The organism is Chitinophagaceae bacterium, assembly GCA_016717285.1.
Taxonomy (GTDB): Bacteria; Bacteroidota; Bacteroidia; order Chitinophagales; family UBA10324; genus JACCZZ01.
Map to the genome: position 1 here is coordinate 53,671 of JADKFU010000004.1, position 23,477 is coordinate 77,147.

The following is a 23,477-nucleotide window of genomic DNA, read 5'->3' on the forward strand; positions in this document are numbered from 1 at the left end:
GGTTATTTTAAACTTGTGAATTCCATTGAGTGTGAAAGGTGCCGTTGTTATCTGTTCGTTGATAGGTATGCGCTCCAAAATAATCACGCTGCGCCTGTATGAGGTTTGTTGGCAGTAATGCACTGCGGTAACTGTCAAAGTAAGCCAGAGCTGACATCAACGCAGCGACAGGTAAGCCTCGCTGAGTGGCTGCAATAATTACTGCACGAAGATTTTCTTCTTTGGGTCGAAGTAATGTTGCGACGTTTTCATCCATCAATAAGTTAGTCAGTTGTGAATTTGATTGAAAGACTTTCCAAAAAACTTCGAGCAAAGCTGAACGGATAATACATCCTCCTCTCCACACACGCACCACTTCATCAACAGGAATATCCATTTTCAAAATGGAAGAAGCACTTTGCAGCATGGCCAGTCCCTGCACATAACAAAGGATCGTTGAAAAATATAAGGCATCATGTAATTGTGTAACAAAATTTATTGTCGCCAGATCCATTTCTTTGCCTGTTGGATAGAGCGCAGCGATTTGTTTACGCTCATCCTTAAATGAAGAAAGTTCACGCATAGAGACTGCCATGTCAATCACCGGAATGGGAACAGGAAGATCCATCGCGTCCTGGGAAGTCCACTTACCCGTGCCTTTGGATCCGGCTTTGTCAAGAATACTGTCAATTAACCGGTTAGTGGATTTATCATCCGGTTGCAAAAAAATATCCGCAGTAATCTCCAGCAAAAATGACTGCATGGGTCCTTCACTCCAGCTTTTGAATACTGTATGCAGCTGATCGTTGTTGTAATTCATGGTGTGTTTCAACAACCAATATGTTTCACTGATCAGTTGCATGATGGCATATTCAATGCCGTTATGAACCATCTTCACATAATGACCTGCAGCATCTTTTCCCAGGTAAGCAACACAGGCATTTCCATTTACTTTAGCTGCGACAGCTTCCAGCACAGGTTGAACGATTGCATAAGCCTCCCGATCACCACCGGGCATGATACTGGGACCGGTACGGGCTCCCTGCTCACCACCGGAAACGCCCATTCCTATAAAGTGAATGCCTTTTTCCTGCATAAATTTCACCCGGCGAAGTGTATCTGTATAATGCGAATTGCCACCGTCAATCACCACGTCACCTATTTGTAATAGCGGCAGCAAATTGTTGAGCACATCATCAACCGGTTTTCCCGCAGGTACGAGCATCATTAATTTACGGGGAAGTGCAAGTGATGCAATCATAGCATCAAGCGTTGGAAAACCTTTTACTGAAGTGCCGGAAGTAGCAGAATTTTCCAATGCAGCAATTTTTGTTGCATCCAGATCAAAGCCTGCAACGGCAAAACCATGATCAGCCATGTTGAGCAAAAGGTTACAGCCCATAACACCAAGGCCGATCATACCGAAATCATAAGGTGCAGACAAGATTTGGAAGTTTAATTCGGGCTAAATATACTGATACTCTTCGCTCCTATTGCAATTGATCTGCAGTCAGATGCAGCATGAAAGGTGGAGGAACAACAACTTTGTCATTTCGAAGAATAGATCAGCTTATTGATTGCGAAGAGAAATGATAGGGAGTAGCTCCTTCAATGAAAGAGCAATAACTGTCCTGTCTTAAACCAGAATGATGTTTCCCGCTATTTCAGACCGAGTTCCTTTTTTTGTTTTTCATCAATGTTTCCCGGAGCATCCAGCATCATGTCTCTTCCCATGTTGTTTTTTGGAAAGGCGATAAAATCACGGATGTTTTCCTGGTTGGCAATAGTCATAGAACAGAAACGATCGAAGCCGAACGCAATGCCACCATGTGGTGGTGCACCAAATTCAAATGCTTTCAGAATGAACCCGAATTTTTCGAGTGCTTCTTCTTTTGACAATCCCAACATACTGAACATTTGTTCCTGTTGAGCACGCTTGTGAATGCGGATTGAACCTCCCCCTATTTCAACACCGTTCAACACGATATCATATGCGTTGGCCTTTATTTTTCCGGGATCTGATGCAAAGTAGGATTCATCTTCAGGTCTCCAGGAAGTAAACGGATGATGCATTGCATTCCAGCGTTTCTCGTCTGCATCATACTCAAACAAAGGAAAATCGAGTACCCATAATGGCTTATATTCTTCTTTCTTCCGCAGACCTAAACGATTGCCCATTTCAAGACGTAGTTCACTCAGTGCTTTACAGGTTTTCGCGGTAGTGCCGGCAAGCACCAAAATTAAATCCCCCGGGGCAGCATTGAATGTTTCTGCTATAAGTTTCAAATCATCTGCACCATAAAATTTATCAACGGAAGATTTGAAACTACCGTCCGCATTGCAGCGAATGTAAACCAAACCATTAGCGCCTAACTGAGGACGTTTCACATATTCAGTCAACTCATCCAATTGTTTGCGCGTATAATCGGCGCATCCTTTAGCACAAATACCAGCAATGATTTCAGCATCATCAAAAACTTTGAAATTTTTTCCGCCCACTACATTCATATCCCCTTCTTTCAGGTACACAAATTTCATATCGAAGCGAATGTCAGGTTTGTCGTTTCCGTAATCATGCATGGCATCATCGTAGCTCATTCGTGGGAAATCAGGTAACTCAATGCCACGCACTTTTTTGAAAACAAATTTCACCATGCCTTCAAACATGTTCAGCACATCTTCACGCAGCACAAAAGCCATCTCACAGTCGATCTGTGTGAATTCAGGCTGACGATCTTGTCGTAAATCTTCATCTCGAAAGCAACGAACGATCTGGTAATACCGGTCGTAACCTGCCACCATCAATAATTGCTTGAATGTTTGCGGTGATTGTGGCAAGGCATAAAATTGTCCGGGATTCAACCGCGATGGCACCACAAAATCACGTGCTCCTTCCGGAGTTGATTTAATCAGGTGCGGCGTTTCTATGTCTACGAAATTTTGTCCGTCAAGATATTCACGAACAGCACGCGCCACCTGGTGGCGGTGCAATAAATTATACTGGTTCGGCCCGCGTCTTAAATCGAGGTAGCGGTAATTCATTCGTAATTCATCACCGCCGTCCGTATCATCTTCTATCGTGAAAGGAGGCGTTTTGGCGGCATTGAGAATCTCAAGTTGCTCAACAACTATTTCAATGTCACCGGTAGTAAGGTTTGCATTTTTAGCAGAGCGCTCCATTACCTTTCCCGATACAACAATCACATATTCGCGACCGAGTTCATTGGCCATTGCTGCTGTTGCAGCGCTTTTTTCAGGATTATTTGTCTGTGAACCTGTAGGAAATACCAGTTGTGTTATACCATAACGATCACGTATATCCAAAAAGAGCATGCCGCCGAAGTTCCTGATCCGCTGTACCCAACCAGCAAGGGTTACTGATGAACCTGCATCCTTCAATCGCAATTCACCGCAGGTATGTGTTCTGTACATAAAAATTTTATTGTTAAAAGTAAAAACCGGATGGCAAAAGTAGTTTTTTACTACCGTTGAAAAAACTTTGCACTGTTGTTCTGCCGCAACGTAGTTTTACTGCTTCATTTATCGAATTATGAAAAAATCATTGCTGATTTCCGCAACCTGCCTGTTGATGGTTTTACAACAGTTATCTGCGCAGGAATATGTGCTCTCCTGTTCGAGATGGTCAGACATGGTCAACCGCTCCACACGAAACACTTCCTCTACAATCGGCATCGACAGTTCGCTGATAACGATCTCGCAAGGACCCACTAACCTTTATCTTGAAATCACCAAACAATCCCGCAAGGAAAACATCTTTACCTACGAGGTGATTGATCCGAATGACCAGGCGGCTACCGCTACCTTCTCACCGGAAGAAATGACTTTTGATTATCGTGCAGGTCAATATTGGCTCAGGTATTTTATTGAAACCATTCAGCGGCCTGAAAAAGAAAATGTAAGTGAAACACCAAAAGATACTTCCAACAATTTGAATGATACTGCTGCAGTGGTGGAAGACACAAAAATTTACGAGACCGCCACTGTGATGCCGGAATATCCGGGCGGCAAGGAAGCGATGGAAAGTTTTATTGCGCAGAATTTAAAATATCCTGCTGCCGCGAAAAAAAATAATCTCAAAGGAATAGTAACTGTATCAGCCGTGGTGGAAAAAGATGGCTCGCTTAGTGAAGTGAAAGTAAAAAAAGACATTGGAGGTGATTGTGGCAGCGAAGCTGTAAGAGTAGTAAAATTGATGCCGACGTGGATTCCGGGACAAATAAAGAATGAGGATAAGCGCGTGAGAATGAGCATCAGTATTTTTTTTCCGGCGAAGTAGTGATACCACTTACAAATTGGGCGCACCTGTTTTCATGTTCTCCGATGCAATTTGTTTCAGGCTGCCTTTCGAGATTAAATATTGGGCTGCAATGTAAGTCAGCATGATCAGGAATCCCGCCATTGGAAACGGTGTTGCGAATTTATTGATGGCTAGTAGAGAGTCACTCGTCATAAAACACAATGCACCTGCAAACACCAAAACAAAACTATTGTATTCAACACGGCGGAATCGATTCAAAGCTGCAATTCCCATCCATAAAATCACGGCCATGTAAACCATTACAGGCACGAGCATATTGCCAAGTCCATTTCTTATCAGGAAGAAAAAAAACGCACCATAACCAATGAACGATACTATCAGCCATGGCTTTTGCCGGAGTATTGTTTGCGAATGGCGAACTGAAGTTTTATTGAATGCAAGAATGTAACAAATATGTGCTGCGAGAAAACTAATCAGACCTGCGAGGAAAAAATCTGAATGCTGTTCCTGAAATAATAATAACACATCACCCAGCCAGGAAAGGGAAAGTGCAGCCAGCACAAAATTTCGAAATGTAACAGGAGCAGTTGTTGATTGAAGATAAAAAATGATGATCAGCATCAGCAACAACAATGGCTTGGTAACCATTGCCAATTGATTCATTGACTCACCGCAAAGTATGGCGACCAGGTGAATTCCTGCAAGAATAAAAAATGCCTGAAAGGAAAATAGTTTACTGGTCATCATGCACTTATTTTGGAAAGTGGAGCTTGATAAAATTTCTGTATCCAGTAAACAGAAAGTAATACTATAACAGCAATCAAGACCGCAATGGTTGTAAATGCCGTTGCATTTTTCAGCATAAATAATAAGATTGCTCCGGTTAACAACAGTCTGATACTTTCAAACAGTGTAGCCCCTGATTTTCCTTCAAACAAAAAACCACTTGACATTACAGAGCATGTGATGAGTGCAGCAATCACCATTTGATCCGATGAAGAAAGGTTGGAGAGATTAAACAGAAAAAAAGAAGCGCCGCCGAGTATCAGCAGAAAATGTACAAGCAGGTACCTATTCATTTCACGGTTCAACTGCGTATTGAATTTCTCATAGCTTTCCACCTGCACTACTTTGGGTTTGCGATAGCCACCATATTTTAGAGGTAACCAACCGGGTTTCATAAACAACAACCTGATTTTATCCGGCCATTCCTTCACGAGTTTCAAATCATTCCACATGTTTGTAAACGGACTCACATGAGCCGATACAGGATCCCAGCGCTGCGTTGGCGTGGTGATGCCGTACACTACTTTTTCTTCTTCTTGCTGGTAAGTTCCAAACAGTTTGTCCCAAATGATGAGGGTACCTGCATGGTTCCGATCAATGTATTGCGGATTTCTACCGTGATGCACACGGTGATGTGAAGGTGTATTGAAAATATATTCCAATGGGCCGAGATTTCGAATGGCTTCCGTATGAATCCAAAACTGGTACAAAGTATTATAAGCTGCCAGCAACAAAAACCAGGCAGGGTTGAATCCAAACAAGGCCAGTGGCAGATAAAAACCCGAAGTAAAAACTTTTTGCAAAGCACCCTGCCGTAACGCTACGGAGAGATTATACTCTTCACTCTGATGATGTACGACATGACCTGCCCAGAACAAATTTATTTCATGGCTCATCCGGTGTGCCCAGTAATAAAAAAAATCAACGCCCAGAAAAAGAATCACCAGCCAATACCATTTATCAGGCACTGTAAAAAAGCGAAAGTGATCATACACCACTGCATATAAAGCCACTGTAAATACCTTTGCAAAGGTTCCAGTGATCTGTTCAAAAATGCCGCAACTGATATTGCTGATGGCATCATTCAAGCGATAAAGATGTTTGTGCGTGATGCGATCATAAATAATTTCAATACCGATGAGGATAAAGAAAATGGGGATTGAAAGTACGATGGGATTGAGCGGCATGGTGGTAATTTAAACATGAAAACTGAGACGACAAAAAAGAGAGGATTGCAATCTTGAAAGTCAGATTGTCAGCGTTTCACTATTTTCAACCATGCAAAAAACAAAACTGCTACGCCAATTCAATGCGCTGGAAGTCTCACGCGTAAAATTAATGGACGACTTAAAAAAACTAGAAAAAGGATCTCTTCAATTCAAACCTAACGCTGACAAGTGGTCGGTGAACCAGGTGCTCAACCATTTACAATTTTCTGAACGCGCCTCCATCACTTACGCTACTAAAAAAATGCAGGGTGGAAAATCAGTTCACAAAACAGGGTTGAGTGCAACTGTTCGTTCGGAAGCACTTTCGCTGTTTTTAAGGTCAGGCTATAAATGGAAAGCTCCGGCAGTGCTGGCAGCCGCTTCGGAAAACCTGCCCTTTGAAGAAGTGCTTCAACGTTGGAATGAAACACGCGTTCAGATGAAATCCTTTCTTGAAAACCTGCCGGAAGATCTCATCAGCCGTGAGATCTACAAGCATCCACGTGCAGGAAGATTGAATGTCATTCAAATGATGCAGTTCTTCCAGGATCATTTTAATCATCACTTGCCTCAAATCAATCGCCTGAAGAAAGAAATTACCGCAATGAAAGGGAACAAATGAAAAAAAAGATTTCCAACACTTCCAGCGGTTGCATACTAAATTGTAGTTGGGAAAGTGGTTTATATAAAATGGACTTTAAAATCAATCGCGCAAAGGCGCTAAGCCCGCAAAGAAAAACTGAGGAGTATCCATTTTGCATGCTTTACCCTTTGTGTGGAAATGATTTCTTAAAAAGATATTCATTGGCTTGAAAATCATGATCAGCTTATCTGCGGTCATGAGTCCGACTGCGACAATTTGTTTTCCACCGTTCCAGAAAAAGTATCTAAAATTAGTATAGCAACACTTAGATTCAACCCTTACTTTTGCAAAAAAACTATTTCATGAAATCATCCCTGCTCATTGCCTGGAATGTTGTACTCACTGTTATTACTGCTGCACTGCTGTTTATTCAGCTTGGAAGTAATGCTCCGGCAGCTACAAGTTCTGAAAATGCACCGGTTGTAACTTCAAATACCAGTACAACAACTGTTGCACGCATTGCAACGATCAATATTGACTCGATGCAAAACAATTACACTTTGTTCGTGAATAAGAAAAAAGAGCTCGAACAAAAGCAAAAACAAATGGAATCCACGCTGGCAAGAAAAGGACAGGAGCTGCAAAAAGAATATGCAACAGCACAGCAACAGGCTTCTACCATGACGCAGCAACAACTTGCGGAAACAGAGCAAAGTCTGCAGAAAAAACAAGCTGATATTCAACAACTGCAAAGTCAGTTGAGCGGCGATCTTCAAAACCAACTGGATCTGTTCAACAAAGAGCTGAAGGATTCATTGGATTCTTTCATCAACGATTACAATGCTTCCGGTAAATATTCAGTGATACTTTCAGTGGTGGAAGGCGGACAGGTATTGTATGCAGAACCGCAGCATGATATTACCGGAGATGCAATTGTTGGTATGAATGCAAGATTGAAAAAGTAGATGAGAGATGTTACCGTGGAATTGTCGTCAACTTTAGCAGGGTTTACAGCAACAAACATCAAGGATACTACACGGATTAAACCCTGCCAAAGTTTACTCAGAAAATTCCCGTGGTTACCTGATCAGTGATACCAGACCTTTCAATACAACAGTTCCTCCGTCACATACTAGTTCTAAATCATAAACATAGGCGCCAAGCGGTTGCGGCTCACCGTGAAAATTGCCGTTCCATTGACCGCTGAAGTTGTTTGATTCAAATACCAACTGTCCCCAACGGTTATGAATCCGGAATGCTTTTATAGGAGGATGCAAGTCGCTGATCGGACCGAATGTTTCATTGCGACCATCACCATTTGGTGTGAAAGCATTGGGAAAGAAAATTCCATCGCAAGGCACGATCACTTCAATTGTAAGTTCATCAATTGCTTTACAACCATTTTCAGAAGTGCCTGTAAGTGTGTAAGTGGTAGTAACTATCGGAACAGCAACCGGCGAAGCACAGTCAATACAACTTAATCCGTCCGGTGGTTGCCACGAATATTGTGAGGCGCCGTCAGCATTTAACTGGACACTGTCGCCAAGCAAAAGTTGCTCATCATTACCTGCGTTGATGCTGATTGCATCTACCGTTATTAAAATACTATCCTTCACGAGGCAACTTCCAGCCGCAGCAGAAACATAATACAGGATGGTGGAAGTTGGTGAGGCAACCGGATTATCACACATCGTACAACTCAAACCTGCTGAAGGCGACCACGAAATGTTTCCTTCGCCGGTTGCACTCAATTGTGCTGAGGCGCCATTGCATAAAAGTGTATCGGAAGAAGCTTTCACGGTAGGAACAACAACTTCAACGAATATGGATTCCGCTGCCACACAGTTGCCAATTGTTGCCGTTACATAATAGTAGGTGGTAGTATCAGGCGAAGCGATGGGATTGTTACACTGCCAACAACTCAAAGTAGCATCAGCTTGCCAATTAACAGTTGCAATACTTGAAGCATTGAGTTGTATGGAGTCTCCTTTACAGATCAAGACATTGCCGGGTGTAACAGTAATGGCCGGAGTAGGAGCAGCTATCAGATCCGAACAAATATTCCAGGCACAATTATAGGTGCCTGAACAATCAGGAATTGTTATGATGCGATTGATTCCACCGCTCTGATCGCTTACACCACAAGTAAGATCAAGACAACAGTCGGTAGGATTTCCTTCGCTTACATCTCCTGAAGCATTGTTCCAAGTGCTATCGCGCACGAATTCAAACTCCAGCAACTTACCTGCTGCACTGAATGGAAAAGTGACGTTGAGCTGATATGCTGAACCTGACAAGAGTGTCATAGCGCTGCCTGTTACTCCGGGCGCCCAGTCTTCAGTAATACTGATTGAACTATCTGTAGCAAACTGTCCGGCAATATGCATGCCTCCGGTTCCTACTTCAAAGCCCGTAACGTCAATGGTGAATGTGATGATTATCTGAGCACCTGACCGGTATCCGGTAAGCAATCCAATGAAAAGAAAAAATATTTTCGTTTGCATACTCCTTCCACTAAAGATACGCAAGGGCGGGTAAACGGGCGAACATGAAAATAATTCGATTCAATTTGTTTCAACTCTTTAGCATCTGTGCATCTGAAGATTGCCATAATGCGATTAGTGCAACAAATGGTAAAAGAAGTTTTTTCATAGATAAAAATTTTTCCGAAACAATAATTCCATTCTACAATTCGAATTTTTCCGCTGCGGGGGGGGAAATTTCCGCTGCCGGTTTGTGATCAGATATATTATTCCTTTCGGCTCTTTCAAATTCTAGTGACAATCGGATGCATTTGCAGCAAGGAAAAACCACTCTTCCCCCTTATAATGCAACATCTTTAAGAATAAAACTAAATTTGACTGAACCATTTGAACGGACCATAAAGAGACATTATTTTTAAACCGTGAATCAATGAAAAGCCGGATAACTTTATGCGTTTTTATTTTAGCTTTTGTTGCAATTATTGCTACCGAAAAATGCAAACCGGTTGAGCAAAAAGCAATCATAACAGAAAAGAACGCATACGCCGGCAGCACTACCTGTCAGTCCTGCCACACGCAAGAGCATTCCGAATGGATAACTTCTCATCATTACAAGGCAATGCTTCTTGCAAATGATTCTACGGTATATGGAAACTTTAATAATGCAGTGCTGTCAGCAGACGGTGTTACTTCCCGTTTTTTTAAAAAGGATGGAAAGTTCTTCATCAATACACAAGGTGAAGACGGAAAATATTATGACTACGAAGTGAAGTACGTTTTTGGATTTACGCCTTTGCAACAGTACCTGATAGAATTTCCAGGCGGAAGAATGCAGTCAACGAGAGCGAGCTGGGATACAAAAAACAAAAAATGGTTTCATCAATATGCAGGACAAAAAATTCCTGCCGGAGACTGGCTGCATTGGACTGGCAACGGACAGAACTGGAATACGATGTGTGCCAGTTGTCATAGCACCAATGTGCAGAAAGGATATGATCAGGTCAGTGACACTTACAAAACAACATTTAATGAAGTGAATGTAACCTGTGAATCGTGTCATGGTCCCGGAAAGTTGCATATCGATTATATCAACAGCAGCAATTACAAGACTGATAAAAAATTGGCCGGATCAATGCTGCACATGACCAAAGCAGAAGGCCAGATACAACAAGTGAATACTTGCGGTTATTGCCATGCGAGGCGGGCTGATATTACAGGCGCTGTTTTGCCCGGTCGCGAATTCATGAACGATTTTATTGCGGAGCTGCCCACCAATACTTTTTTCTTTGCTGATGGTCAGATGAATGATGAAGATTACAACTACACCTCTTTTCTTGAAAGCAGAATGTACCACCGTGGTGTAATGTGCTCGAATTGTCACAATCCTCACAGCGGTAACCTGAAGCTTGAAGGAAGCAAAGTTTGCTCTCAGTGTCATGCACCTGCCAAATACAATCTTCCCACACATACAATGCATGCGGAAAGCAGTGAAGGCAGCAGTTGCATCAATTGTCATATGCCATCAAAAATATACATGGGTGTTGATCTTCGTCATGATCACAGCTTCCGGATTCCACGTCCGGATTTAACGGTAAAATATGGCACACCGAATACCTGCAATAGTTGCCATAAAGACAAGACTGCAACATGGGCAGCACAATCAATCGAAAAGAATTTCGGTGCTGTCAGAAAATACCATTTTGCTGAAGACCTTATTCCCGGCAGTCAGTTGAATGCAAACAGCGAAGCACATCTCAGCAAATTAGCCGGCGATACTGCAGTTCCGAATATCGTGCGTGCTACTGCTCTTGATTACATCAGCAGACTCAACACCGAAAACAGCGGCCCAATACTTTTGAAATACCTCAGTGACACTTCTGCTGATGTCCGATACCGTTCTCTTAAAGGACTCTTTGGCTACGACCCGGCATTATGGATAAATGCGGCTGCTCCCTTATTACAAGACAAGGTATTGGCTGTACGTATAGCAGCGGCAGAATTATTCACCACATTACCCGACAATCAGGTTCCTACTTCCTATATGAACGCCTTTAGTAATTCAAGAAGTGAGTACGAAAGGTTTATTATCTATCAAACAGATTTTGCGCAAGGCAATGTACAGGCTGGTGATTATTACAGGCGCCTGCATGACCTTGATGCAGCCGAAAAATTTTATACTATCGCGATTGCAAAAGACAATCTGCTGGCAATTGCGCGTGTGAACCTTGCTTCGACATTAAATGAACGCGGTAAAAATGAAGAGGCATTGCAGCAATTACTTGAGGCACAAAAAGCAGAGCCGGCAAGTGATGTCATTTATTATAACCTTGCTTTATTGTATGTTGAGCTAAAGCAGCCTGAAGCAGCTCAAAAAGCTTTTCAAAAAGCGATTGACTTGCATTCTGTCAACATCCGAGTTTATTATAATTATGCACTGTTTTTGCAACAGGCGGGTAAAGCACCTGAAGCTGAAAAAATATTTTTGCAGGCGTTGAAAATCAATCCAACAGATGGTGATGTTTTATATGCAATCACCATTTTGTACATGCAACAAAATAATATTCCTAAAGCACAGGAAACCGCCCGTATGCTTAAACAGTATCACGCGGGAAATGCAAACTATCAAGCTTTGTTACAACAGATGCAGATATAGACCGGATTAACTGCCTATTCATTTTAATTGCTTCACATGACATGAAAATATATTTCTGCGCTTTTCTGTTTCTTCGTGCCGAAACAAATCTTTCCGGCAAAAAAGTAATTCATTTTAAATTTATACGCGCTTCTTATCTTTGTTTATATTTTCTATCATTTCACTATATAAAATTGATCGTATGTCAACAACTATCAGAATTGAAAACTTTCCATTAAAAGATGAAACAGATATCATCATCGGCGTGGGAATGGAGATTCACAGAATTTTAGGATTTGGGTTTCTTGAAATAGTGTACAAAGACGCTTATGAATATGAATTAAGAAAACGTGGAATTTTCTATCAGCGCGAAAAGGAATACGCTATTCCTTACAAAGACATTATTCTGCCGCATAAATTTTATGCGGACTTTGTAGTGTTTGATAAGGTGATTCTTGAAGTGAAAGCAAAAAGCGAAATTGCAGATGATGATTTAGCTCGTACCATCAACTACCTGAAATGCTCAGGGTGCAAAGTGGGATTGATTCTTAATTTCGGAAGGGTGAAGCTGGATATCAAGCGAGTAATCTTTTGAATTCATTGCCAGGGAACACGAAGGAACACGGAAAAAATAGCTCCGTGTATTTCCGCGCCTCCGTGGCAAACTCTATTTCCCACAAATCAAGGATTTCAAAATGGCATTAAATTATATTTGCCACGGAAGCACAGATGAACACGGAAAAATAGCTCCGTGTATTTCCGTGCCTCCGTGGCAAACTCTATTTCCCACAAATCAAGGATTTCAAAATGGCATTAAATTATATTTGCCACGGAAGCACAGATGAACACGGAAAAAATAGCTCCGTGTATTTCCGTGCCTCCGTGGCAAATCCTATTACCACAAATCAAGTATTTCAAAATAGGCATTAAATTATATTTGCCACGGAAGCACAGATGAACACGGAAAAAATAGCTCCGTGTATTTCCGTGCCTCCGTGGCAAATCCTATTACCACAAATCAAGTATTTCAAAATAGGCATTAAATTATATTTGCCACGGAAGCACAGATGAACACGGAAAAATAGCTCCGTGTATTTCCGTGCCTCCGTGGCAAATCCCATTACCACAAATCAAGTATTTCAAAATAGGCATTAAATTATATTTGCCACGGAAGCACAGATGAACACGGAAAAAATAGCTCCGTGTATTTCAGCACCTCCGTGGCAAACTCTATTTCCCACAAATCAAGGATTTCAAAATGGCATTAAATTATATTTGCCACGGAAGCACAGATGAACACGGAAAAAATAGCTCCGTGTATTTCCGTGCTTCCGTGGCAAACTCTTCTACAACAAAATCCCGGATTTCAAATAGGTATTGCATAGTAATCGCCACGGAAACATGAATGAACACGGAAAAAATAGCTCCGTGTATTTCCGTGCCTCCGTGGCAAACTCTTCTACAACAAAATCACGGATTTCAAATAGGTATTGCATAGTAATCGCCACGGAAACATGAATGAACACGGAAAATATAGCTCCGTGTATTCCGTGCCTTAATGTCAAATTTGATTTTTTAATTTCCGGTTAATGCAGCGGCGCCACTCACAATTTCTGTGAGCTCTGTAGTGATAGCGGCCTGGCGGGCGCGATTGTATTTTATGGAAAGATCCTTGAGCAATTCCTTCGCGTTATCAGTTGCTTTGTCCATCGCTGTCATACGGGCACCATGTTCAGAGGCATTACTATCCAGCAACACTTTAAAGAATTGAGTCTTGAGGATTTTAGGAATCAGCTCATTCACCAGTTCTTCCTGATCAGGTTCGAAAATGAAATTGACAGACGCACTTCCTTTACTTTTTGAGGCTTTCGCAACAGGAAGAAACCGTTCGACCTGAAATATTTGTGTAGCTGCATTCTTGAATTGTGAATATACAATCTCAATCACATCATACTCATTATTTTTAAATGCGTTCATCAGCCATTCTGCTGTTCCTGACGCATGCACAAAGTCAAGCGTTGAGAACATGAGGGCATAATCAGAATTGATCTTATAAGGCAACTTCTTAAAAGCATCATTGGCTTTTTTTCCAACGGGAAGAACTGTTACACGACCAACCTTCGCCTGCTCTGCATACTTTTCATGAATGGTTTGCAGCGCCATTTTTATCGTAGTAGAGTTGAAGCCACCAGCAAGACCGCGATCGGAAGTAACCACTACAAGCAATACATTCTTTATCTCACGTTCCTGTGCCAGTTGAATCACCACACCAGGATCAGATGCAATATTACTCATCAGCTCATTGAGCTTATTGGCAAATGGTCGCATCTGCACGATGCGATCTGTTGCTTTGCGCAGTTTCGCTGCACTCACCATTTTCATTGCTTTGGTGATCTGCTGCGTATTCTGTACGCTCTTGATTCGGTTTCTGACTTCTTTTAACTGACCAGACATTTGTTAATGCTTTGACTGCCGGAAAATGAATTTGTAACTGAGTTATTTTCCTTTTACAACACCAGCCTTATTTTCTACGTATGCTACTTCAACATCCTTCGCTACTTTCTTGATGGTCGCTATACTAGCATCACTCAGGTTTCCTTTCCGGAAATCTTCCAGCACATCTTTGTGATGCGCGTCCATCACGTTGAGGAAGGCTTCTTCAAATTCCTTCACTCTCTTAACGGGAACGTTACCGAGCAAGCCCTGCGTACCAAGATAAATGATGGCAATCTGTTTTTCAACTGACATCGGCGCAAACTGCTTCTGCTTCAGGATTTCAACATTGCGCGCACCTTTATCAATTACAGCTTTGGTAGCAGCATCAAGGTCACCACCGAATTTGGAGAAGGCCTCCAATTCACGGTATTGCGCCTGGTCAAGCTTTAACGTACCTGCAATTTTCTTCATCGATTTGATCTGAGCATTACCACCCACACGGCTTACAGAAATACCTACGTTGATAGCAGGACGCACACCGGAGTTGAACAAGTTCGATTCCAAAAATATCTGTCCGTCGGTGATGGAAATTACGTTGGTAGGAATATATGCGGATACGTCTCCAGCCTGCGTTTCAATAATCGGCAATGCAGTTAATGATCCGCCACCTTTTACCATCGAACGGATAGATTCAGGAAGATCATTCATGTTCTTAACCACATCATCCGATTCAATAATCTTCGCAGCACGTTCCAGCAAACGGGAGTGCAGGTAGAAAATATCGCCAGGATAAGCTTCGCGTCCCGGTGGACGGCGCAGCAACAAGGAAACTTCACGGTAGGCAACAGCTTGCTTACTTAAATCATCATAGATGATCAATGCAGCGCGGCCTGTATCACGGAAATACTCACCGATACAACAACCGGCAAACGGTGCGTAAAACTGCAACGGCGCAGGATCGGAAGCTGAGGAGGCAACGATAACTGTATAGGCAAGCGCGCCTTTTTCTTCCAAAACTTTTGCCACGTTGGCAACTGTAGAAGCCTTTTGTCCGATGCCTACATAAATGCAGAACACAGGTTCTCCGCGATCGTAAAATTCACGCTGATTTATAATTGTATCTATCGCGATAGCAGTCTTTCCGGTTTGGCGGTCGCCGATAATCAACTCACGTTGCCCACGACCAATCGGTATCATCGCATCAATAGCTTTCAAACCCGTTTGCAATGGTTCTTTTACCGGCTGACGAAACAATACGCCAGGTGCTTTTCTTTCCAGCGGCATTTCATACAAGGTGCCTTCAATCGGACCTTTGCCATCGAGCGGATCGCCAAGTGTATTTACCACACGGCCTACCATTCCTTCACCAACGCTGATGGAAGCAATCTTTCCGGTACGACGAACAGTATCTCCTTCCTTGATAGTTTCTCCGCTACCCATCAACACGATACCAACGTTATCTTCCTCAAGGTTCAATACAATAGCACGGGTTCCTTCTTCAAACTGTACCAACTCACCTGCCTGCACATTGGTAAGTCCGTAAACACGGGCAATACCATCACCTATCTGCAATACGGTTCCCACTTCTTCGAGCTGTGCGGAGGTATTAAAACCGCTGAGCTGTTCGCGAAGGATGGCGGAGATTTCTTCCGGTCTGATGTCTGTCATAATGCTTTAAAATTTATTATCGTTAATACTTCATTTCATAAAGGTTGCTGATGAATTCCTGCTTGATGAAATGCAGGTCGTGACGGATGCTGGCGTCAAATTTATTGTCGTTCAGTTCTAAAACAAACCCGCCGATTATTTCAGGATCTATTATTACATTCAGTTGAAGGGTATTATCATGAAATCTTGGCAAGGCCGAAACCCTTTTAAAAATATCGTCGTGTAATTGCGGACTCAGTGGAATGGCAGAAGTGAGATTCACCACTACTATACCTTTGATAATATTGTATTGTTTGTCGAATGCTTCACCGATATCACGCAAAACAAATTCACGGTTCTTCTTAAATAGCAGGAAGAAAAAATCTTCCGTCACCTTACTTACCCTGTCATGAAAAACGGCCGCGAATATTTTTGCTTTCCTGTCGCCACTGATTACCGGCGATGAAATGGCAGCATTCAGTTCGTGAGTGGTAGTTGCGCGCAGCAGATCGACATCCTTTTTCACGACATCAAGCTGCTTATTTTCAACAGCGTAATCAACCAGGGCTTTGGCGTATCTATATGCTACTCGTGGATTGCGCATGGTTCAGTTAATTATTCTGTGGTGCGGATAAATCATTGGCAAGGCGGGTTACATACGCTTCCTGTTCGCTCTTGTTACTCAGTTCGCGACGCAACACTTTTTCTGCAACATCCACTACCATATGACCAATCTGATTCTTTACGTCGATGATTGCTTCTTTACGGCGGTTCTCAATGTCACGGCGCGTTTCTTCCATAATTTTGGCCGCTTCATCCTTGGCTTTTTCCCTTGCTTCACCAATAATCTGTTCCTTCACCTCTTTGGCTTCTTTCAATATCTGGATGCGTTCCTGCTTGGCCTGTTGCAGCATGGCTTCATGCTCGCTTTTCATACCCAGCATTTCCTGCTTGGTACGTTCAGCGGTTTTCAATGCATCATCAATCGTGTGTTCACGATCGTCGAGAGCTTGCAGGATGGGTTTCCATGCATATTTTTTCAGGATGAAAAGGACCAGCAGAAAGATGACTGCTGTCCAGAAAATCAATCCCAATGAAGGTTGTAAGAGTTGCATGTGTAGGCTGTTTCTGTTTTGTGCTAAAGAAATTTGCTTTTTCCTGGTAAGCAATAATTAACTCAGATAAAGAAAGAAGACACCACCCATTAAAGCAATAAGCTGCTTTTCATCAGGCGCTGCGATTCAGCTTTTCTGAATTCAACCGGACTTACTAGAGGAAAAGGATCAGAACGCACACAACGATACCGAACAACGCAACACCTTCCACCAAAGCGGCAGTGATAAACATGTTAGTGCGGATGTCGTTGGTTGCTTCCGGTTGACGGGCGATGGATTGCAGCGCGTTGGCGCCGATCAGACCTACACCAATACCTGCTCCAATAGCAGCAAGACCAGCTCCGATACCAGCACCCATTTGTGCGTATCCATCAAGAGCTAAAAACAAAATGCTCAGTAAATGCATCATAATTAATTGAGTTTAATTGATTTGAAAAAAATGTTAGTGATGAGATTCTTTGTGATCGTGATCGTGCCCGCCGGTTGCGATCGCTTCGCTGATGAACAAGGCCGTTAATATGGTAAAGATGTATGCCTGCAGGGCACACACCAGCAATTCAAGAAGGTAGATGAAAATGGCAAATGCTACTGAGAAAATGGAAGCACCTAAACCGGCAAAAATGTTCATGGCTGAAAAGATGAAAATCAGCATCAGAAATGACAGTACAATCAGGTGACCGGCCAGCATGTTGGCAAATAACCGGATCATGAGTGCAAAGGGCTTTACAACGAGGTTACTGATAAATTCAATCGGTACAAGAATTGGCAATACTGCGCCGGGAACTCCGGGAGGTGAAGCCATGTGTGACCAGTAATTGCGGCTGGATCCCACCATCATTAAGATAAAAGTGAATGCAGCGAGTGTCATGGTAACAGCGATGTTGCCCGTTACGTTAGCGGCTCCCGGAAAAAGTCCTAAAAGGTTGTTGATCCAGATAAAAAAGAATAAGGTAAGAAGATAAGGCAGGTATTTATTGGCTTTTTCTCCGAGCAGTGGTTTTGCCACCTGATCGCGGATGAACATCACCAATACTTCCACTACGGAGTGAAGACCTCTCGGCGCTTTCGTACCATACTTTTTAAAATTGCGGGCAACTGACAGGAAGATCAAGAGCATCAATGCCACACCGATCATCATTTGAATCACATTCCTGGTAAGTGAAATATCATAAACAGGACTGCCATCGGTGGCTGAAATAACGCCTTCTTCTTCTTTGAATCCTTTGTATTCGGCATGACCATGTTCAAAACGGGCAAAAGAAAATATGCTCAGTCCTTTTGAAGGTGAAAAAAGGATTACCGGCAAAGCCAAAACAGCGTCGAACTCCGAACCATCTGTCTTTTTAAAAGAGAATAAATGCCATTCATGACTGTCGCTGATGTGTTCGATAATCACTTTTCCCGGATTGAATCCTTCTTCCGCGGCTTCTTTTCCTTCCGACTTAGCCTCCCCTGCTTCGGATGCTGAAACAGATGCGTGTTGTTCCGGAGCAGCGGCTTCAGGCACTTCTGCCAACAGATTAGCAGAAAAACCGATCACTAACACGATGGGCAACAACAACTTATGGGCAACTCGACGTAACATTTTGGGGAAAGACTAAGGGATTTGCCAAATGGCGGTGCAAAGATATGTAAGGGACTTTGAAAAAGTAAGGAATGATGGGAAATTTATTGAGATTTTAGATAGTCACTTATAATAAGATAGCTTTTCAATCCTTCTTCAAAAACTTAAACACTCCGGTAGCATTCATTCTTATATCGATAAGCTGGATGTAGTAAACGGAGACTGCTAATTGAGTCCGTTTCCGTGTCTTGTGATAGACAAGGCAGATTAGCGCAATAATCAATCAACCTTCAGGTACTTAAAAACACAGGAATTATTCGTCCTTGTGTCCACAATATGGACATAGTACACAGCCGATGCAAGATGAGCGGTTTGAATCGGAAAAAAATTGGTTCCTGTATGAACGCTGATCTCAGCCGAACTCAACACACGACCGAGTTCATCTGTAAGATGCACCATCAGATATTTATCATGATCTGATTCTATATGCAGCGTTATATCATCTTCACCAGGATTCGGATAAATGGAAATTGCTTCCATCAATTCTCCTTTTCGTTCAACAGAAACAACATTTGAATAGCGGAAAGATTGATCAAGGTCCATCATTTTCACGCGGTAATAATTCAAACCCACTGCCGGGTGATGATCAGTGAAATAATATTGAAGTGATTTGAAAGAAATGCCTGCTGCACTTTCTGCCCCAATCGAATCAAAATTTTTCCCGTCACTGCTGCGCTCCACTTCAAACTGAGAGCTGTTGATTTCGGATTCGGTGATCCACGAAAGTTCGTTTGCATTACCTGCACTCCATGCAACCAAAGAAAGAAGTTCTATTGGAAGCGGAATGCTGGTAACACCTATTCCAATCTGGCTGAGGTTGTCGCTCCAGGCAGTGAGATTAATCCGCGTTGCATAATCAGAGGCAACAGTTCTGCCGGCAGCATTTAAAGGCGCAAGTGAAGTACAGGAGGGAGCAGGAATGGTCCATGTGGCTGTAGTAACACTTCCTTCAGGCCGGGTGAGCATCCCAAAAAGGTTGTCAATCAAACCTGAAAATACAGACAGGTTGTAACCGCTAATGGTCATTTGCCCTGCGGAAAAACTTCCAGAGCCATACGTACCGCCATTGGCCGGGCGCAGGTGCCATTCTCCACCGTTGTTCACGGACAAATAAGATGTTCCGCATTCGGTAAGCGCAACAGACGAAGTTCCAATCGCCGGGTCTTCCCACGAAGCGCTGAAGCGTGATATGCCGGTGATGTTCGTGGGCTTCACTTCCAGCAATTGCGCCTGCACTGTATTTCCTACCGGGAAAGCATAGATTGAAGTGTTATTGATCATTTCCCGATCGAGCTTTCCCGAAGGATAAATAGCAGCAAGCCAACTTTGTATATAGCTGCTAGTGTTCGGTGCGGAGAAAGTAACAGCAGTAGCGGCAGTTGAAGTGATGCGCAGCACTTTCGTGTTTGCATACACAAGTCCATCCCGAAATGTTGCCTGATTAGCTACATTAACATCTGTCAACATACGGATGCCGTTCGAATTTATACTGCTGTTGTTAAAGTACAGATTGTAGAATGTTGTATTGGCAGCACTCACATTTTGGAGCAATCCACTTTCAATAAAAACGGTACCAGTGCTCGTTGACTGTATACATCCGGCGGCAGTATTGTCTGTAAAATGAGATGATGTGGAAGTGACGCCGTCAATCAAATGTAACTCACCGCTTACATGGATAGAAGTATTTCCTGCATTGGCAACAAAACCGCCCTGCACATACACCTGTGCACCGGTTTGAATGGTCAGGTTTGGTGAAGCACCTGCGCCATCAAGATATAAAAGATCCTGTGTTGCTCCCTGTTTTGAAAGACAGAAAGTAAAGACTATCAGGAACAATTTAATTTTCACGATTGACAAGCTGTTTTCACCGGAAGAAACCTGCACTGCGTTTTTTTCATCCCATGCAATCGTCTAATTTATAAAAACTTCTTTGCATAAGATGTATCTGCCACGCAAAAACAAGTTCTGCTGTTTATTAATTAAGTAAACACCGTTGTTAATTTATTTAAATTTGAAATCCATAAATTTCTTTCGATGAAAAACATCTCTGCTTATCTCCGTTCGACCTTCATATTAGTAATTGCCTGCATTACCTATTCTGAAAAACTTGCCGCACAAAATGTTGGTATTGCGGTGGCGAATCCACTCACCAAACTTCACATAGGCGGAACATCCAGCACCATTCGGCTGGAAGGATTGAGCAGTGTATTGGGTGGAACACACATTACAGCTCCTTTGGCCAATACTGATAAGATATTGTATGTGAATTCTAATGGCGATTTCAAAGCGATACCCAATGGTTCAAGCGGCCAACTGCTTACAATCAATGCTTCCGGCATTCCCGCATGGTCTGCCGCAGCGGCAAGCAACTGGTCGTTGACCGGCAATAGCAGTACTACGGCAGGAACCAATTTCATCGGAACTACAGATGCAGTGGACTGGGTGATTAAAACCACTGGCATTGAACGGATGCGAGTCGCCGCCGCTGGGAACATCGGTATCAATACCGCACCATCACTCACGGAACGCCTGTTTATTACCGATGCAACCCAGACAACTTCGCTCAGGGTAAATACCACCAACATAGCTTCGGGCAGCAAAGCTCTTCATGCAAATGGAACTACAGGAACAGATGTGTATCTCGGCTATGTAGGAGCTATCACACTGAGCAGTACAACAGTTACCAACTCCGGAATTTATGCAACTGTAACCAGTGGCACCTCCGGTGCTATTGTAGGAGCAACCACGGGAGGAACCGGTTCTGGTGTCTATGGTTATTCTTCAGTAGCCAATGCTGGAAGATTCACCAATTCAATAGGTACCTTTTCCGCATTGGTGGCTGCAAATCTTACGGCAACAGGAGCAGGAACAGGGAGTGGTGTAAGTGGCTCCACGATTCAATCAGCCGGATTTGGAGTGTTGGGTACAAATACCAACACTACCGGAACAGGAGTATTGGGCTTGGGAGACAATGTTGCCGGAACATACCTTGTCAATGGAAGCGGCGGGGCTTTTAACGGTGCCGGCGTGGGTATTTTTTCCCTTGCCAAAACTGCCGCATCCGGCACAGGAATTTTAAGCGCGGGCAACAATCTCGCGGGCTTTTTAACTCTTACTGCCGGAAGTGGCGGAGCATTTAACGGAACCGGCTTTGGAGCTCTTTCAATTGCAACAACCGCGGCTTCAGGAACAGGAATATTAGGTGTGGGCAATAACCTCGGAACTTTTACCACATTAACGGCAGGCTCAGGCGGTGCTTTCAACGGTACAGGAGTTGGTGCATTCGCATTCGCCACTACTGCTGCTTCGGGAATTGGGACAATTGGAGTGGGCAATAACCTGGCTACATTCACCACGCCTGCATCCGGAGCCGGTGGTGCCTTTAACGGAAACGCAATGGGTATTTTTGCCATCGGGAAAACGGTGGCAAGTGGCATTGGAATTATCGGCCTGGGAAATAATGTAACGACTTATACAGTGCCCGGAACCGGATCCGGAGGTGCTTTCAACGGCACCGGAATCGGTTCTTATGCATTGGCAACCACTGCAGCAAGTGGAATTGGTGTAGTTGGTTTGGGAAACAATGTCACAGCACTCACTTCGCCTGCCACCGGTGCGGGTGCAGCTTTTAACGGCAATGCTTACGGCTCTTATGCCATTGCAAAAACTGCTGCAAGCGGAGTGGGTGTTGTTGGTCTTGGAAACAACATCACTACATTAACTGCTCCTGCAACAGGAGCAGGTGGCGTATTTAACGGAACGGCCTTTGGTGCTTATGGAGTTTCCTCCACTGCCGCAAGTGGAATTGGAATTACCGGTCTCGGTAATAACATGACCACACTTACCTCCACCACAAGTGGATCCGGTGGTACATTTAACGGAACCACACTCGGCGCATTTGGTTTTGCGAATACCGCTGCGAACGGAATCGGTTTGATGGGCGCGGGTAATAACGTAACCACCTATACTTTTCCCTTAGCAGGTTCGGGCGTTAATGCCAATGGAACTACTTATGGCATCACTGCCTATGCCAGTAGCAATACCAATGGCACTCCGGGAGCGCCTTCTAGAGCAGGAGGTTATTTTCAAAGTGGTTCAGGAGCGGGGTTGAGTTGGGCGTATGTTGCTACAGAAGAAGGCTCCACTGCACCAATTCCAAGAAAAATAGTCGGCAATGGAACTGTGAATACCGTAGTGAAGAATCTGAACGATCAGTATGTATTGCTTTCCGCTCCCGAAGCGCCGGAGAATTTATTCATGGATTATGGATCGGGACAATTGCAAAATGGAAAAGCGCACATCAATATTGATCCTGTTCTTTCAAAAAATATTGAGGTGAGTGATAAGCATCCGTTACGGGTTTTCGTGCAACTGGAAGGCGATTGCAATGGAGTATATGTGACCAATAAAACTGCCGGCGGATTTGACGTGATTGAATTACAAAACGGAAGTTCCAATGTTTCATTCACCTGGAATGTGGCAGCCAATCGTGCCAATGAAGCATATGGAAAATTTGCGGATGAGCGCTTTCCGCAACATAGCGGTCCGCTGAAGTCTGTTACGGCTAATGCAGTGAATCAGGTTTTATCAGTATCAGAAACCGTCACCACAAGTTCCACTTTGTCAGAATCAACTTCAGAGAATGGCCAACAACAAGAAGCAGTTCGCACCGAAGCGACATCATTGGTGGATCCGAAAAACTAAT

The 23,477-nt window shown here is 43.3% G+C and carries 18 protein-coding genes; 6 read left to right on the forward strand and 12 right to left on the reverse strand.

Annotated elements, in window-relative coordinates; all coding sequences use genetic code 11:
* Window positions 1–7: 7 nt before the first annotated feature.
* Both gndA and aspS read right to left on the reverse strand, forming a co-directional pair.
* Window positions 8–1,399 (reverse strand): NADP-dependent phosphogluconate dehydrogenase, encoded by a 1,392-nt coding sequence (gene gndA, locus IPO83_05595; protein MBK9730744.1) that lies wholly within the window; start codon window positions 1,397–1,399, stop codon window positions 8–10.
* A gap of 239 nt (window positions 1,400–1,638) precedes the next feature.
* Complete coding sequence (gene aspS / locus IPO83_05600) at window positions 1,639–3,411, reverse strand: aspartate--tRNA ligase (protein MBK9730745.1); 1,773 nt, start codon at window positions 3,409–3,411, stop codon at window positions 1,639–1,641.
* A gap of 118 nt (window positions 3,412–3,529) precedes the next feature.
* Here aspS and IPO83_05605 point away from each other — a divergent pair, with 118 nt between their 5' ends.
* Entirely contained in the window at window positions 3,530–4,276 is a 747-nt protein-coding gene (locus IPO83_05605) for an energy transducer TonB (protein ID MBK9730746.1), read from the forward strand.
* 9 nt (window positions 4,277–4,285) lie between these two features.
* On the opposite strand, the gene IPO83_05610 is transcribed toward IPO83_05605, so the two are convergent.
* Entirely contained in the window at window positions 4,286–5,005 is a 720-nt protein-coding gene (locus tag IPO83_05610; GenBank protein ID MBK9730747.1) for a lysoplasmalogenase, read from the reverse strand.
* Complete coding sequence (locus tag IPO83_05615; GenBank protein MBK9730748.1) at window positions 5,002–6,231, reverse strand: sterol desaturase family protein; 1,230 nt, start codon at window positions 6,229–6,231, stop codon at window positions 5,002–5,004. Before IPO83_05615 ends, IPO83_05610 begins: the two co-directional genes overlap by 4 nt.
* 91 nt (window positions 6,232–6,322) lie before the next feature.
* Here IPO83_05615 and IPO83_05620 point away from each other — a divergent pair, with 91 nt between their 5' ends.
* Window positions 6,323–6,874 (forward strand): DinB family protein, encoded by a 552-nt coding sequence (locus tag IPO83_05620; GenBank protein MBK9730749.1) that lies wholly within the window; start codon window positions 6,323–6,325, stop codon window positions 6,872–6,874.
* A gap of 323 nt (window positions 6,875–7,197) precedes the next feature.
* Complete coding sequence (locus IPO83_05625; GenBank protein MBK9730750.1) at window positions 7,198–7,800, forward strand: OmpH family outer membrane protein; 603 nt, start codon at window positions 7,198–7,200, stop codon at window positions 7,798–7,800.
* A 114-nt stretch (window positions 7,801–7,914) separates the two neighbouring features.
* Here the strand turns inward: IPO83_05625 and IPO83_05630 are convergent, their stop codons facing one another.
* Entirely contained in the window at window positions 7,915–9,339 is a 1,425-nt protein-coding gene (locus IPO83_05630) for a gliding motility-associated C-terminal domain-containing protein (GenBank protein MBK9730751.1), read from the reverse strand.
* Window positions 9,340–9,937: 598 nt separating this feature from the next.
* Between IPO83_05630 and IPO83_05635 the strand changes: the two genes are divergently transcribed.
* Window positions 9,938–11,971 (forward strand): tetratricopeptide repeat protein, encoded by a 2,034-nt coding sequence (locus IPO83_05635; GenBank protein MBK9730752.1) that lies wholly within the window; start codon window positions 9,938–9,940, stop codon window positions 11,969–11,971.
* 181 nt (window positions 11,972–12,152) lie between these two features.
* Window positions 12,153–12,545, forward strand: a complete 393-nt coding sequence (locus IPO83_05640) for a GxxExxY protein (GenBank protein ID MBK9730753.1) — start codon at window positions 12,153–12,155, stop codon at window positions 12,543–12,545.
* Window positions 12,546–13,525: 980 nt separating this feature from the next.
* On the opposite strand, the gene atpG is transcribed toward IPO83_05640, so the two are convergent.
* From atpG to IPO83_05675, 7 genes are all read right to left on the reverse strand, one after another.
* Window positions 13,526–14,404, reverse strand: coding sequence for an ATP synthase F1 subunit gamma (atpG, locus tag IPO83_05645; GenBank protein MBK9730754.1), 879 nt, complete (start codon window positions 14,402–14,404; stop codon window positions 13,526–13,528).
* Window positions 14,405–14,446: 42 nt separating this feature from the next.
* Entirely contained in the window at window positions 14,447–16,054 is a 1,608-nt protein-coding gene (locus IPO83_05650) for a F0F1 ATP synthase subunit alpha (GenBank protein MBK9730755.1), read from the reverse strand.
* A 22-nt stretch (window positions 16,055–16,076) separates the two neighbouring features.
* Complete coding sequence (gene atpH / locus IPO83_05655; GenBank protein ID MBK9730756.1) at window positions 16,077–16,637, reverse strand: ATP synthase F1 subunit delta; 561 nt, start codon at window positions 16,635–16,637, stop codon at window positions 16,077–16,079.
* A 7-nt stretch (window positions 16,638–16,644) separates the two neighbouring features.
* A complete protein-coding gene (gene atpF / locus IPO83_05660) occupies window positions 16,645–17,148 on the reverse strand; it encodes a F0F1 ATP synthase subunit B (protein MBK9730757.1) in 504 nt (167 codons plus the stop codon).
* A 154-nt stretch (window positions 17,149–17,302) separates the two neighbouring features.
* Complete coding sequence (atpE, locus tag IPO83_05665) at window positions 17,303–17,554, reverse strand: F0F1 ATP synthase subunit C (GenBank protein ID MBK9730758.1); 252 nt, start codon at window positions 17,552–17,554, stop codon at window positions 17,303–17,305.
* A gap of 36 nt (window positions 17,555–17,590) precedes the next feature.
* The gene (gene atpB, locus IPO83_05670) at window positions 17,591–18,733 is read right to left on the reverse strand and encodes a F0F1 ATP synthase subunit A (protein ID MBK9730759.1); all 1,143 of its coding nucleotides are present in this window, start codon (window positions 18,731–18,733) and stop codon (window positions 17,591–17,593) included.
* 258 nt (window positions 18,734–18,991) lie between these two features.
* Window positions 18,992–20,620 carry a T9SS type A sorting domain-containing protein gene (locus IPO83_05675; protein MBK9730760.1) on the reverse strand — a complete coding sequence of 543 codons (1,629 nt, stop codon included), beginning with the start codon at window positions 20,618–20,620 and terminating at the stop codon, window positions 18,992–18,994.
* A 186-nt stretch (window positions 20,621–20,806) separates the two neighbouring features.
* On the opposite strand from IPO83_05675, the gene IPO83_05680 reads away from it, so the two are divergent.
* Window positions 20,807–23,476: a hypothetical protein gene (locus IPO83_05680; GenBank protein MBK9730761.1), complete on the forward strand. Its 2,670-nt coding sequence runs from the start codon at window positions 20,807–20,809 to the stop codon at window positions 23,474–23,476.
* Window position 23,477: the final 1 nt, after the last annotated feature.

Coding starts and splice junctions, on each gene's coding strand:
- IPO83_05625 (MBK9730750.1), top strand. CDS start 7,198: ATGAAATCATCCCTGCTCATTGCCTGGAATGTTGTACTCACTGTTATT.
- IPO83_05610 (MBK9730747.1), bottom strand. CDS start 5,005: ATGATGACCAGTAAACTATTTTCCTTTCAGGCATTTTTTATTCTTGCA.
- atpE (MBK9730758.1), bottom strand. CDS start 17,554: ATGCATTTACTGAGCATTTTGTTTTTAGCTCTTGATGGATACGCACAA.
- IPO83_05640 (MBK9730753.1), top strand. CDS start 12,153: ATGTCAACAACTATCAGAATTGAAAACTTTCCATTAAAAGATGAAACA.
- IPO83_05615 (MBK9730748.1), bottom strand. CDS start 6,231: ATGCCGCTCAATCCCATCGTACTTTCAATCCCCATTTTCTTTATCCTC.
- IPO83_05630 (MBK9730751.1), bottom strand. CDS start 9,339: ATGCAAACGAAAATATTTTTTCTTTTCATTGGATTGCTTACCGGATAC.
- atpB (MBK9730759.1), bottom strand. CDS start 18,733: ATGTTACGTCGAGTTGCCCATAAGTTGTTGTTGCCCATCGTGTTAGTG.
- atpF (MBK9730757.1), bottom strand. CDS start 17,148: ATGCAACTCTTACAACCTTCATTGGGATTGATTTTCTGGACAGCAGTC.
- IPO83_05650 (MBK9730755.1), bottom strand. CDS start 16,054: ATGACAGACATCAGACCGGAAGAAATCTCCGCCATCCTTCGCGAACAG.
- gndA (MBK9730744.1), bottom strand. CDS start 1,399: ATGATCGGCCTTGGTGTTATGGGCTGTAACCTTTTGCTCAACATGGCT.
- atpH (MBK9730756.1), bottom strand. CDS start 16,637: ATGCGCAATCCACGAGTAGCATATAGATACGCCAAAGCCCTGGTTGAT.
- aspS (MBK9730745.1), bottom strand. CDS start 3,411: ATGTACAGAACACATACCTGCGGTGAATTGCGATTGAAGGATGCAGGT.
- IPO83_05680 (MBK9730761.1), top strand. CDS start 20,807: ATGAAAAACATCTCTGCTTATCTCCGTTCGACCTTCATATTAGTAATT.
- IPO83_05635 (MBK9730752.1), top strand. CDS start 9,938: ATGCTTCTTGCAAATGATTCTACGGTATATGGAAACTTTAATAATGCA.
- IPO83_05605 (MBK9730746.1), top strand. CDS start 3,530: ATGAAAAAATCATTGCTGATTTCCGCAACCTGCCTGTTGATGGTTTTA.
- IPO83_05620 (MBK9730749.1), top strand. CDS start 6,323: ATGCAAAAAACAAAACTGCTACGCCAATTCAATGCGCTGGAAGTCTCA.
- atpG (MBK9730754.1), bottom strand. CDS start 14,404: ATGTCTGGTCAGTTAAAAGAAGTCAGAAACCGAATCAAGAGCGTACAG.